Source organism: Flavobacterium glaciei, assembly GCF_003350545.1.
Taxonomy (GTDB): Bacteria; Bacteroidota; Bacteroidia; order Flavobacteriales; family Flavobacteriaceae; genus Flavobacterium; species Flavobacterium glaciei.
Window position 1 is genome coordinate 77,967 of the sequence record NZ_QQBA01000004.1, and the last position, 13,840, is coordinate 91,806.

Genomic DNA, 13,840 nt, shown 5'->3' on the forward strand with positions numbered 1-13,840 from the left:
TTAGGTTTGTCTTTGTAAATACCAATTATATGAGAAAGATATTATTTACTTTATTTTTTGTTTTCATTTCCTTAACAGCTTTTTGTCAATATAAATATAGGGATTCAAATAGGATAGGGATTAGTTTTGGTGTCAATCAATTTACCTTAAACACTGAAAATTTCATGACGAAACCTGATTTGGGTTGGAATGCGGGACTTTCTATGCGGGGAAATTTCTATAATAATTGGGATATGGTTTATGTAATTCAGTTTAGTGAAAACAACTTTACTGTTGCAACAAACAGTTTGACTTTGGCACAGGAAAATGTTAATTATAAATTGGCGTCAGCTCAAGTATCTTTACAAGTAAGCTATAAACTTGTTGAAAATCATTTGAGTATTGAGTTTGGCCCAATTGTTCAAGTCAATGGAAAATTAAATATAGATAACTCTGATGAAAACAATGTCATTTCTGGTACAACTTTGCTAGCCAAAGATATTAGGGAGATTTCTAATTTTAACTTCTATCCTACGCTTGGAATCACGTTTGGTGTTCGTCATTTCAGAGCTAATGTTTCCTATCAATATGGAGTCAATAACATGCTTGAAAACCTAAATAACAAAAATTTAGGAGTCAATTTTAAAGGAAATCCCGGAATACTAAACGGGAATTTGATCATTTATTTGTAAAATTTATAACCTTTGAAGTTTATAAAGTAAAAAGCTTCTAGCCTTATAAAGGTTAGAAGCTTTATTATTTTTAAAGAGTAGCTATTGCTTTTTGAATTCTATTAATCGTTTCGTCTTTTCCAATTACTTCAACAATATCAAATAGGTGAGGACCTTTGAGCGCGCCTACCAAACTCAAACGAAATGGTTGCATTACTTTTCCCATTCCAATTTCGTTTTTTGTCATCCAATCTTTCACAATGGTTTCAATATTCATCGAAGTGAAATCGGTAATTTCTTCTACTACAGAAATTAATTCTTGCATTAATGCGGGAGTTTCTTCCTTCCAATTTTTGCTGGCTTTTTCATCATACGCTGTTGGAGCCACAAAAAAGAAATCACTCATTTCCCAAAATTCAGAAACAAAATGTGCACGTTCTTTAATTAAAGAAACCACTTTAGTTAAGACGCTTTCATCAATAGAAAACCCTTTTTCAGCCAAAATAGGAGCATAGGCCTTCGCCAAAGTTGCATCTTCCTGTTTGATTAAATACTGGTGATTGAACCATTTGTTTTTTTCTGGATCAAATTTAGCTCCCGATTTATGAACTCTGTTCAAGTCAAATGCTGCAACTAATTCTTCCAGCGAGAATAATTCTTTATCGGTTCCGTCATTCCAACCTAATAATGCTAAAAAGTTGATTACGGCTTCCGGGAAAAATCCTTTTTCTCTGTAACCAGATGAAATGCCTTCTGCGGTTTTCCAATCCAATGGAAAGACAGGAAATCCCATTTTGTCACCGTCACGTTTGGATAATTTTCCGTTACCAACAGGTTTCATAATCAATGGTAAATGTGCAAATTCTGGTGCATCCCAACCAAATGCTCTGTACAATAAAACGTGCAATGGCATTGATGGTAACCATTCTTCACCACGAATTACGTGAGACGTTTCCATTAAATGATCATCCACAATATTAGCTAAATGATACGTTGGCATTCCGTCACTTTTAAATAATACTTTATCGTCTAAAAGATTCGTTTCAAATTTCACATCACCACGAATGATGTCATGCAAATGCAAGGTTTCATTTATTGGAGTTTTAAAACGGATGACATAATGTTCGCCAGCAGCAATTCTTTTAGTAGTTTCTTCTGCAGAAATCACTAGTGAAGTGTCTAGTTTTTCTCTGTTGGTATGATTGTATATAAAAGTCTTTCCTTGTTCTTCTTCAAGTTTTCTTGCAGCATCCAAAGCTTCGGGTGTATCAAAAGCATAATACGCATTCCCGGAATTAATTAATTCAGCTGCATATTGTTGGTACAAATCTTTTCTTTCGCTTTGACGGTATGGACCAAATTTTTCATTTTTACCAATAGTCTCATCTGGCGCAATTCCTAACCATTCCAGTGCTTCCATGATATATTCCTCGGCACCTGGAACAAAACGATTTTGGTCCGTATCTTCAATTCTCAGGAAGAAAACACCATTATTTTTTTTGGCAAATAAATAATTGAATAGTGCGGTACGAACTCCGCCAATATGTAAAGGTCCTGTTGGACTTGGTGCAAAACGCACCCGAACTTGTTTAGACATTGCTGTAATTTTTTTGCGAAGATACAAATTCGATTTCTCATGTTATTATCTGAAAATGAGATATTGTTAGTTTAATTAGTTTGATGATTTTTAACATCTCTTTTTTCACATGTAGCTATTTATTGTTTTTCATCTGTCATGTGTAATTCTCATATTATGTTCCGTATTTAGAGTGCTTTTTTCTGATGTTCATTTCATATAAATTATTACTTTTATTGGTTATAATAATCAAAGCACACATTTTGGAAAATCAGCAAATTATTTATCAAAAACTAGAAGCCTTCATCAGAAGGTTTTATACCAATGAATTAATACGTGGAACTATTTTTTTTATTGGTTTAGGATTGTTATACTTCCTATTTACGCTTTTTGTTGAATATTTTCTTTGGCTCAAGCCAATGGGAAGAACCATTTTATTTTGGACTTTCGTTGGAGTAGAAGTCTTTTTGTTGTTTCGTTTTATTTTCTTTCCCATTTTTAAATTATTCAAACTTCAAAAAGGAATCGATTACAATCAGGCTTCGGCAATTATCGGAAATCATTTTACAGAAGTGAGCGACAAGCTGACTAACTTTTTACAATTATCAAATCCAAACGAGCATCAAATAAAATCGGAACTATTAGCAGCATCGATTGAACAAAAAGCTAATGCATTACAACCAATCCCTTTTGGGAACGCCATAAACTATAATGTTAACAGGAAATATTTTCCTTTGGCTTTAATTCCAATTTTATTATTTACTTTCTTTTATTTATCTGGAAACAGTAATATTATTTCTCAAAGTTTGAATCGAGTAGTGCACTTCAATTCTGCTTTTTTGCCACCGGCTCCATTTAAATTTGTAGTTCTTAATTCATATTTACAAACTGAACAAGGAAAGGATTTTATCCTTCGCATAAAAACTGAAGGTAATTTAGTACCTGAGAATGCGATGATTTTTATTGACGACGAAAGTTATTTTATGGAATCATCTAAAGCGGGTGAGTTTCAATTTAAGATAGCAAAACCTTCTGAGAATATTTTGTTCCACGTGGAGGGAAATGCTATTTCTTCTCCGGATTATGAATTGAAAGTGATAACTGTTCCATCGATTGCTAATTTTGAAATGCAGTTGAGCTTTCCTTCGTATTTGAATAAAAAACCTGAAGTAATTAAAGGAACAGGGAATGCTGTTATTCCTGAAGGAACACGTGTGACTTGGAAAATGAATACCCAATCGACAGAAAACGTGGAGTGGATTGATGGAATCTCGAAAGCTATTTTTTCTAAAACAGAAAACATCTTTGTTTTATCAAAAAATATAGTTCAAAACACAGATTATCAAATTCTTACTTCAAATGATAAGGTAAAAAACTACGAAAAACTCAATTATCAGCTCACAATTGTCAAAGATCAGTTCCCTACGATTAATGTTAACAATGCCCCTGACAGCTTGAAGGTGGCTAAGAACTATGTTTTAGGTCAAATCTCCGATGATTATGGATTGTCTAAACTTCAGATTGTGTATTACGAAAGAGAGAAGCCACAAAGTACTAAACGTGGAACAATTGCTATTAAGAAGAGTGCTTTTGATCAATTCGTGTTTTCGTTTCCAAGTAATCTTCCTGTAGAGCAAGGCGTGTCTTATGATTATTATTTTGAAGTTTTTGATAACGATGGCATCCATAATTTCAAAAGTACAAAGTCTACTGTTTTCTCGAATCGTGTTGCTACAGATGAAGAAAAAGAAGATCAAATTTTGCAGCAGCAAAATGACAATATCAATAGTTTAGAGAAGTCTTTAAAAAATCAGGATAAGCAAATCTCTGAAATGGAGAAGTTACAAAAAACCGGGAAAGAAAAAGAAAATCTGGATTTCAAAGATCAGCAAAAAATAAATGATTTCATCAAGCGTCAATTGAAACAGGATGAGATGATGAAAGAATTTACTAAAAAAATGAACGATAATTTAGAGCAATTCAAAACCGATAAGAAGGATGAATTAAAAGAGGATCTTCAAAAACGAATGGACAAAGCCGAAAAGGAATTGGAAAAAAACCAGAAGCTTTTAGATGAGTTAAAAGAACTGAATGATAAAATTCAAAATGAAGAGTTGTTGACTAAATTAGAAAAATTCAAACAAAACAGTAAGAACCAAATTAAGAATTTAGAACAATTAGTAGAGTTGACTAAGAGATTTTATATAGAAAAGAAAGCCGAACAATTAGGAGATAAACTGGACAAGCTTTCTGAGAAACAAGATAAGTTATCTAATGATGAAAAGGAAAACAATCTAGACAAGCAAGAAGATATCAATACTGAGTTTGACAAAATCCAAGAAGATTTAAATGATTTGGATAAAGAAAACAAGGAGTTAAAATCACCTTTGGATTTACCTAAAGATGATGCGAAAGAAAAAAGTATTGATGAAGATTTAAAAAAAGCCACAGAAGAATTAAAAAACAATAAGAAAGAAAAGGCAAAGCCAAATCAAAAAAATGCTGCTAAAAAAATGAAAGAGATGGCGAAAAAAATGGCACAAAGTATGGAAGGTGGCAAAATGGAACAGTTGGAGGAAGATGTTGCTATGTTGCGACAAATACTAGATAATTTATTAGCTTTTTCTTTGTCACAAGAAGACTTGATGATGATGTTCAAAAAGCATAAATCTGGCTCTCCTGCATTTAATAAAAACATTAAAATTCAACAGGATTTAAAACAACAATTCAAGCACGTTGACGATAGTCTATTTGCAATGTCTTTGCGTAATCCTAAAATAGCGGAGGATATTACTAAAGAAATTGGTAATGTAATTTACAATGTAGATAAATCTCTATCTAGTTTAACGGATGCACAAGTTCCAAAAGGAGTTTCACACCAACAATATACAGTATCAGCGGCTAACAAACTTGCAGATTTTCTCAGCGATATTCTTAATAATATGCAAATGCAAATGTCTGGCATGGGTTCTGGCAAACCAAAACCAGGTCAAGGACAAGGAATGCAATTGCCCGATATTATTAAAAAACAAGAAGGTCTTGGCGAGAAAATGAAAAACGGAATCAAGAAAGGAGAGAAACCCGGAGACGGTCCGAAAGGTCAGAACGGCAAACAAGGAAAAACGGGTGAATCAGGTCAAGAAGGTGAGGGTGGTGAAGGCGATGCACAAGCTATTATGGAAATTTATAAAGAGCAAAAACAATTACGTGAAGCATTGCAAAACGAATTGAATAAACAAGGATTGGGTGGCAATGGACAAAGCGCTTTGGAACAAATGAAGCAAATTGAAAAGCAATTGTTAAACAAAGGTTTTAAGAACGAAACGCTTCAAAAGATACTGAATGTAAAGCAGGAGTTGTTGAAATTGAATTCTGCCATTCAGCAACAAGGTGAAGAAAATAAACGCCAATCAGAAACTAATAAAAAGGAGTTTAATAATCAATCTAATGCGCTGCCAGCTGCTTTATTAGATTATTTAAATAGCATAGAAATATTAAATAGACAATCCTTACCTTTGCGCTCGAATTTTAATCAAAAGGTTCAAGAATATTTTAATAAAAAATGATCAATTTTAATTACGAAACCGACTTTATCTTAGACAACGAAGAAGCTACAGCTGCTTGGTTGGGAAATGTTATTACTTCGGAAAACAAGAAAGAAGGTGAGATAAATTATATTTTTTGCGATGATGATTATCTTCATAAAATTAACGTGGAGTATCTCGATCACGATACGTTAACGGATATCATCAGCTTTGATTATTCTATGGGTAATGAATTGCACGGAGACATTTTTGTTTCTATCGAAAGAGTAAAAGATAACGCTACTGACTTTAATGTTTCTTTTGAGGAAGAACTAAAGCGCGTATTGGTCCATGGCATTTTACATTACTGCGGGTACAAGGACAAAGGTGAAGCCGAAGAGCTTTTAATGCGTTCTAAAGAAGATGAAAAAATAGCTATGTTTCACGTGGAACAATAGTGTCTTTTAATTTTTCAAATCAAAAGTGTTTCACGTGGAACATTTAGTATTGGTTTCAAAAACAAGCTCACAATGTTTCACGTGGAACAAAATATAGATTTCAAAATTACAATCCTGAACAAGGATTAAACTACAAAAGAAGATGTTTCTAAATGAATATGATGTAATCGTTGTTGGCGCAGGACATGCCGGTTCTGAGGCTGCTGCCGCTGCAGCAAATCTGGGTTCAAAAACACTATTGGTAACAATGAGTTTGCAGAATATTGCCCAGATGTCATGTAACCCAGCGATGGGCGGAATTGCGAAAGGGCAAATTGTGCGTGAGATTGATGCGCTTGGAGGGTACTCAGGAATTGTTTCGGACAGGACTGCAATCCAGTTTAAGATGTTGAACAAATCCAAAGGTCCTGCAATGTGGTCGCCGCGTGTACAAAGTGACCGTATGCGTTTTGCTGAGGAGTGGAGAATGATGCTGGAAGGAACTCCAAATCTTGACTTTTATCAAGAAATGGTTAAAGGTTTGGTTATTGAAAACGGAAAAATAAAAGGGGTTCGTACTTCTCTTGGTGTTGAGATTCGTTCTAAATCGGTTGTGTTGACCAATGGGACTTTCCTGAATGGTTTGATTCATATTGGCGAAAAACAATTTGGTGGAGGAAGAGCAGGTGAGAGTGCTGCACATGGAATCACCGAAGATTTAGTTGCTGCAGGTTTTGAATCGGGTCGAATGAAAACGGGAACTCCTCCTAGAGTCGATGGACGTTCTTTGGATTATTCTAAAATGAATGAAGAAAAAGGAGATGCTAAACCGGATAAGTTTTCCTATTCGGATGTTACTTCTCCGTTGGTTCATCAGAGATCTTGTCACATGACGTACACTTCTCTGGATGTACATAATATTTTGAGAGAAGGTTTTGATCGTTCTCCAATGTTTAACGGAAGAATAAAAAGTCTAGGACCAAGATATTGTCCTTCGATTGAAGATAAAATTAATCGCTTTGCAGATAAAGAAAGACACCAATTATTTGTGGAACCAGAAGGATGGAATACTTGTGAGGTCTATGTAAATGGGTTTTCTACATCGCTTCCTGAGGATATTCAATTTAAAGCATTGAGTTCTGTTGCGGGATTTGAGAAAGTTAAATTCTTTCGTCCAGGTTATGCAATCGAATATGATTATTTCCCGCCGACACAATTGAAACATACTTTAGAAACAAAATTAATTGAAGGTTTGTATTTCGCTGGACAAATAAATGGAACTACCGGTTATGAGGAAGCGGCTTCTCAAGGATTGATGGCGGGAATAAATGCCCATTTAAAAGTTCATGAAAAAGCACCGTTAATTTTAAAAAGAGACGAAGCCTACATTGGAGTTTTGATTGATGATTTAATTACCAAAGGAACTGAAGAGCCATACAGAATGTTTACTTCTCGTGCAGAATACAGAACGTTGTTGCGTCAGGATAATGCCGATTTTAGATTAACGCCAATGTCACATGAAATTGGTTTGGCTTCAGAAGCGCGTTTGCGCAGAATGGAACACAAATTAAAAGAATCTGAAAAGATGGTGGCTTTCTTCAAAGAAACAAGTGTTTCGGTTGCGGAAGCAAATCCAATTTTAGAATCAAAAGATACGGCGTTGATTACACAAGGGGATAAAATGTTCAAAGTGTTTTCTCGTCCGCAAATTGATTTGGAAGACATCATGAAATTCGATAAGGTTGCAGCTTATGTTGCAGATAATGATTTGGACCAAGAAATTTTGGAACAAGCGGAAATTCAAGTGAAGTATTCTGGTTATATCGAAAAAGAAAGAAACAATGCTGATAAATTGCTTCGATTGGAAGATGTAAAGATTCCGGAGAATTTTGATTATGAAAAAATTAAATCGATGTCAATTGAGGCTAAACAAAAATTAAGCAAGATTCGTCCGGTAACCATTTCTCAAGCATCAAGAATCAGTGGCGTATCGCCAAGTGATGTTTCAGTATTGTTGATTTACATGGGACGATAAGAAAGTGTTCAGTAATCAGTATACAGTCGTCAGTTTGATCTGCGTCCTTTAATTAATACTGCCAATAAACACTGAATAGTAAAAATTGTTCCACGTGAAACTATTAAATAATTTATTAAAATAATTTTCAGGAATCGTATTAAACTGAGTACTGAAAACTGACCACTGAAAACTAAAAATGGACATTTCAAAACAACAGCCTTTTTTAACCGTTAAAGATTATTCTGTTTCTCAGGAAATTTTCGATTTATATCATGATGAGCAATTGGACATGCTGATTACGTCTCCACAACCCAGTTTGGAAAATTTAGGAAAGTACTATGAAAGTGTTGATTATATTTCGCACACAGATAGCAAAAGGTCTTTATTTGAAAAAGCATATCATTTTGTAAAAAGCATAGCGCTTAAAAACAAATTGAATTTAATCAATTCATTGCAATCAAACAAAGGAAGCATTTTAGACATTGGTGCCGGAACAGGAGATTTTTTATCTGTTGCCAAAGAAAACGGTTGGCACACGATAGGAGTAGAGCCAAGTGAAAAAGCAAAAGCGATTGCAAAAAAGAAAGGCGTTTCATTTGTGGGGGAAACAAGTGAATTAGACAATCATTCCTTTGATGTGATTTCGATGTGGCATGTTTTGGAACACGTTCCAAATTTAGAAAATCAAATCAAAGAATTGAAACGATTATTAAAACCAAACGGAACTTTAATTATTGCTGTTCCAAATTTCAAATCTTTTGACGCCAAACACTATGGAAAGTTTTGGGCCGCTTATGATGTGCCAATACATTTTTGGCATTTCTCAAAAACAGCAATAAAAATGCTTTTCGAAAAAGAAGAAATGAAATTGGTAAAAGTACTTCCTATGAAATTTGATTCCTTTTACGTCAGCTTACTTTCGGAAAAATACAAAACAGGTAAAATGAATTATATAAAAGCCTTTTTTGTTGGATTGCAATCAAATTGGGAGGCAAAGAAGAATTTTGAATATTCTTCACACATTTACATCCTAAAAAACAACTAAAAATCATTTTAAGCGCATTTAAGCCCGTTTTTTTAAATTGTCGGGAGTGAATGTCGGATTTATTTATTAATTCGTTTATTTAAAAGATATACAACTCGTTTTTAATAGCCATAAATTATACATTCATAATTCACAATAATAAAATCTTATATCAAAAAAAAGTAGCATTTTGTAAACTTTATGTCAATGCTATCTATTTTTTTATATTTTTGTCACCAATACTCAAAACTAGAAATTCATCAAAATGAAAAAAGGATTATTAATTATCGCATTATCAATTTCAATTGTTGCTTGTAACAAACCAGCAGAAGCAGTTAAGGAAGTAAAAACAGCTTATGTTGACACTTCGGAATTAATGAAAGAATATACAGAGGCAAAAGACCTTGAAGCGAAATATAAATCAAAAGCAGAAGAAAAAGGTAGACAACTAGATGCTGAAATTGCAAGATTCAAACAAGAAGCAGCAAATTTTCAATCTCAAGCACAAGCAAATGGTCAAGCGTGGGCACAGCAAAAAGGCGCTGAATTACAAAAAAGAGAACAACAATTAAGTTATGCACAACAAGCTTTGACTCAAGAATTGCAGGTTGAAAGCGGTAAAGAAATGGACTCTTTAGTAAGTGGAGTAAAAAAATTCATCAAAGCTTACGGAAAAGAAAAAGGATATGCATACATCTATGGTACAGGTGATGCTGCTTCAATTCTTTATGCTGAAGACAAATTTGATATCACAAAAGAAATCATCAAAGGGTTGAACGACAAATACAAAGCGCCTGCTAAAACAGAAGAAAAAGCTGGAGCTAAAAAATAATTTTTATTATTAATTCAAAAAATTGCCTTTGTCTATAATTTAGATGAAGGCATTTTTTTTGAAGTTATTTACTTCGTCAGTTCGCTTCGCTCGTGTCCCGCTATTTGCTACAAACGGAGTTCAGAGAACACTAATTAAAAAAAAGGATAGTGAGGTAATTTCTTATTTAATAAGTTTTTTTCTTTCCCATAAAAGAATCTTCTGTAGGTTGCTCTTTTCCGGTTACAAAAAAATACTTCCTAAATTTCGAGCATTTTCGTTGTATTGGGGCCGAAAAATACTTGAATTATATTCCAAAAATGTTTTACAAAAATTAAAATAGTATCCCTAATTTTCAATACTTTAGCTTTATATATATACGCCTAATGCAAACCATTTCAGAAGCCGCCGCTTATAGCTTACGATTCATCAATCAAACGCATCGATCTGTTTTCCTGACTGGGAAAGCAGGAACCGGAAAAACCACTCTTTTACGGGAAATTATCCAGACCACCCACAAGAATACAGTAGTTGTGGCACCAACGGGAATTGCCGCTCTAAATGCTGGTGGAGTTACGATTCACTCAATGTTTCAATTGCCGTTTGGAGGATTTATTCCCGACAATTCATCGCCTCAATTTTCCGAAAGCACTAAATTTGAAACCAAAGCAACCCTGCGCAGGCATTTCAAAATGAGTGGTTTGAAGAAATCAGTGATTCGCAATATGGAATTATTGATTATCGATGAAGTCAGTATGCTTCGTGCGGATTTACTGGACGCAATGGATTATATGATGCAAACCGTACGTAAAAAAAGTACAGCTTTTGGAGGCGTTCAAGTTTTATATATTGGTGATTTATTGCAGTTGCCACCGGTAATTCGGGACGAAGAATGGCGCACGCTGAAAACCTACTACAAAGGAAAATTTTTTTTCCATTCGCACGTCGTGCAGCAACATCCGCCTTTATATATCGAATTGTCTAAGATTTTTCGTCAGACGGATGATACGTTTATTTCGGTTTTGAATAATTTGCGGAACAATCAGATTTCACAGGAAGATATTCAAACGTTAAACCAATACGTTAAACCCGATTTTGATTTAAAAGCAAACAAAGGATACATCACATTAACCACTCATAACAACAAAGCCGATTCCATGAATGCTCAGGCTTTAGAAGATCTGGAGGGAAAGTTAGTAGTTTATAAACCAGAAATAACAGGAGATTTTCCAGATAAGATATTTCCCGTGGAACAACAACTGCAATTGAAAGTGGGTGCGCAAATCATGTTTGTAAAAAACGATTTGTCCTTTGATAAGCATTATTTCAACGGAAAAATGGGCGTTATAAAATCGCTCTCTAGCCAGGAAATCCTGGTTCATTTTCCCGAAGAAAACAAAACCATAGAAGTCGAAAAGTACGAATGGCAAAACATTCGCTACAAAGTAGACGAAACAACTAAGGAAATTGAAGAAGAGGTTTTAGGGACTTTTGTACACTATCCTATCAAATTAGCTTGGGCGATTACAGTTCATAAAAGCCAGGGATTGACATTTGACAAAGCTGCGCTTGATGTTTCGCAAGTTTTTCTTCCCGGACAGGCCTATGTCGCATTATCACGTTTGCGCTCGTTAGAAGGGCTTATTTTGCTTTCTCCGCTGCGTATGAACGGTATTTCTAACGATCAGGATGTTATGGATTATTCGTTGAACAAAGCTTCAGATTCGTTTTTAGAGAATGCATTGCATTTTGAAACTAAAAATTTCATCCATAACTATTTGATAAACACCTTCGACTGGAGTGATTTGGCGCAGGAATGGCGCAATCACCGATTCAGTTACAATGAAAACTCGGAAGTTTCAGGAAAATCAAAACATGCCTTATGGGCCAAAAAGCAAAACGAAGTCATCGAACAGCTTTTGAATCCATCCAAAAAATTTATATTACAATTGAACAAGCTTTTTGGTCAGGAAACTGTCGATTTGAATCATGTCTCGGAACGCATTCAAGCCGCCTTCAGTTATTTCCTAAAACCAATGGATGAATTGGTTTTTGAAATCCTTTGGAAAATTGAAGAAGTAAAACGCACCAAAAAAGCAAAAGCGTTTTATGATGAATTAATCGTGTTGGAAGAGTTGCAAACCAAGGCCGTTTTGCGGTTAATGAAGGCCAAATTACTGATAGAAACCGTTGTGGCAGGAGAAACCATTTCGAAAGAGAAGTTGACATCTTCAGATATAAAAAATTACATCATCCGAAAAACGGAAGCCATACAAAATCAGTTCAAGGAATTAAATATTACGTTGATTGAGGACGATAGGGACGTGGAGCGTTACACTGCAAAGAAATCTAAAACAGCAGTACCTAAAAAATCAACAGTTCAGGAAACCTACGAATTGTGGGTAGAAAAGAAATCAATTGAAGATATTGCTTCAATCAGGGTGCTGACCAAACAAACGATTTACTCGCATTTTGTAAAGCTGATACAAACCAAAGCAGTATCTATTTCGGAAGTTTTACCTGAGGATAAAATGCAGGAGTTGGCAACTGCTTTTGCCGGATATAAAGAAGAATCGCTGAATACTTTAATGGAAAAACACGGTCATAAATTCTCTTGGGAAGAAGCGAGGATGTACAAAGCGAGTTTGAATTAAAAACCAGAAAGTGCTAAAACTAAAAAACCCTATTCGGTATGAATAGGGTTTTTGTTTTATAGTGATTGAATCAATATCCAAGCCTCTGGATTGTGCTTTTCATTGATTTCTTTTTTTGCTTTTTCAGCTTCAGCAAATGTGGCGTAACTACCATATAAAACTGGAAAATAACCATTTTTATTAGGAGCGATTCGTTTGGCATCATATCCTAAACGAGTAAGAATTCGCAATGTTTTGTTGGCATTTTTTTCTTCTCGGTACACTCCAGCCATAATGTGATACGGCATTTTCATTTCCTTGTCAGACTTTAAAGAAAGTGTCACGGCAGGAACAGGGCTTTCGATGAAGAAAGTGGCTTGCTGAATTTTATCTTGAACTTGTTTTTGAACGGCAGTTTCAACAAGAATCTTTTCTGAGGCGATTTGATTTTGGTACATTGGATAACCCACACTTCCTGCAAGTCCTAATCCTAATACAAAAATAGCAGCGTATTTTAAATATGGATTTGCTGTTCTTGTCTCAGGAACCATTGTGATAGTTGCTTTTTCTTCGATTGCTTCTATTTCTTTTTCAAAGATTTCTCTTTTTACAAGTGGTGAAACAAAAGGAGCCAACCCAAAAGAACTAGTTAAATAATTCGTTTGATCGTACGGAGTAAAAACAATGTTTTTATCTGCGTTCAAGCGAAGATCACCTACATTTTTTATAGTAATAAGTTCGTTTTCTTCAAATGCTTTTTTCCAATTAAACACTTCGTATTGAATTTTACTTACAGCATATTCATACGATGTTTTTTCTGCTTGAGCGATATGATTGGCTAATAAACCATCATTGTTTCTTAAATTAGCATTGAAAGCAATCATTTTTTTGGGTGGAGAAAATGAATTTGTACTTTCGTTTAGTTTTGCCGATTGGATTTCAGTCAAAAATGCTCCGAATCCAGGAACGGTAACACATTGATAACGGTATAAAAGCTGCGCGATGTATAGTTCGATTTTCATACTTACAAAGTTATACAACCAAAATAGTTATCAAAATTTTATTCACAATTTTTATTAACAATCCGCATAAAAATTTATACATTTCACTCTCAAATAATTAGCATGAAATAGCCATGTTTAATCGTTATACAAACATAAATAAAGAT

The 13,840-nt window shown here is 34.4% G+C and carries 9 protein-coding genes; 7 read left to right on the forward strand and 2 right to left on the reverse strand.

Annotated elements, in window-relative coordinates; all coding sequences use genetic code 11:
- The first annotated feature begins 29 nt into the window (after positions 1-29).
- The gene (locus tag DFR66_RS05155) at positions 30-671 is read left to right on the forward strand and encodes an outer membrane beta-barrel protein (RefSeq protein WP_114753779.1); all 642 of its coding nucleotides are present in this window, start codon (positions 30-32) and stop codon (positions 669-671) included.
- 70 nt (positions 672-741) lie between these two features.
- Here the strand turns inward: DFR66_RS05155 and gltX are convergent, their stop codons facing one another.
- Positions 742-2,247, reverse strand: coding sequence for a glutamate--tRNA ligase (gene gltX, locus DFR66_RS05160; protein ID WP_114753780.1), 1,506 nt, complete (start codon positions 2,245-2,247; stop codon positions 742-744).
- Between the two features lie 398 nt (positions 2,248-2,645).
- Between gltX and DFR66_RS05165 the strand changes: the two genes are divergently transcribed.
- The 6 genes from DFR66_RS05165 (at position 2,646) to DFR66_RS05195 (ending at position 12,693) form a co-directional block, all read left to right on the forward strand.
- Entirely contained in the window at positions 2,646-5,792 is a 3,147-nt protein-coding gene (locus DFR66_RS05165; RefSeq protein WP_244199328.1) for a hypothetical protein, read from the forward strand.
- Positions 5,789-6,208 carry an rRNA maturation RNase YbeY gene (gene ybeY, locus DFR66_RS05170; protein ID WP_114753781.1) on the forward strand — a complete coding sequence of 140 codons (420 nt, stop codon included), beginning with the start codon at positions 5,789-5,791 and terminating at the stop codon, positions 6,206-6,208. Before DFR66_RS05165 ends, ybeY begins: the two co-directional genes overlap by 4 nt.
- A gap of 142 nt (positions 6,209-6,350) precedes the next feature.
- A complete protein-coding gene (gene mnmG / locus DFR66_RS05175; RefSeq protein ID WP_114753782.1) occupies positions 6,351-8,222 on the forward strand; it encodes a tRNA uridine-5-carboxymethylaminomethyl(34) synthesis enzyme MnmG in 1,872 nt (623 codons plus the stop codon).
- A 178-nt stretch (positions 8,223-8,400) separates the two neighbouring features.
- Positions 8,401-9,249 carry a class I SAM-dependent methyltransferase gene (locus tag DFR66_RS05180; RefSeq protein WP_114753783.1) on the forward strand — a complete coding sequence of 283 codons (849 nt, stop codon included), beginning with the start codon at positions 8,401-8,403 and terminating at the stop codon, positions 9,247-9,249.
- 244 nt (positions 9,250-9,493) lie between these two features.
- Entirely contained in the window at positions 9,494-10,060 is a 567-nt protein-coding gene (locus tag DFR66_RS05185) for an OmpH family outer membrane protein (RefSeq protein WP_114753784.1), read from the forward strand.
- 365 nt (positions 10,061-10,425) lie between these two features.
- A complete protein-coding gene (locus tag DFR66_RS05195) occupies positions 10,426-12,693 on the forward strand; it encodes a helix-turn-helix domain-containing protein (RefSeq protein ID WP_114753786.1) in 2,268 nt (755 codons plus the stop codon).
- 56 nt (positions 12,694-12,749) lie between these two features.
- Here DFR66_RS05195 and DFR66_RS05200 read toward each other — a convergent pair whose 3' ends face one another.
- Positions 12,750-13,694: an HU domain-containing protein gene (locus tag DFR66_RS05200; protein WP_114753787.1), complete on the reverse strand. Its 945-nt coding sequence runs from the start codon at positions 13,692-13,694 to the stop codon at positions 12,750-12,752.
- Positions 13,695-13,840 lie beyond the last annotated feature (146 nt).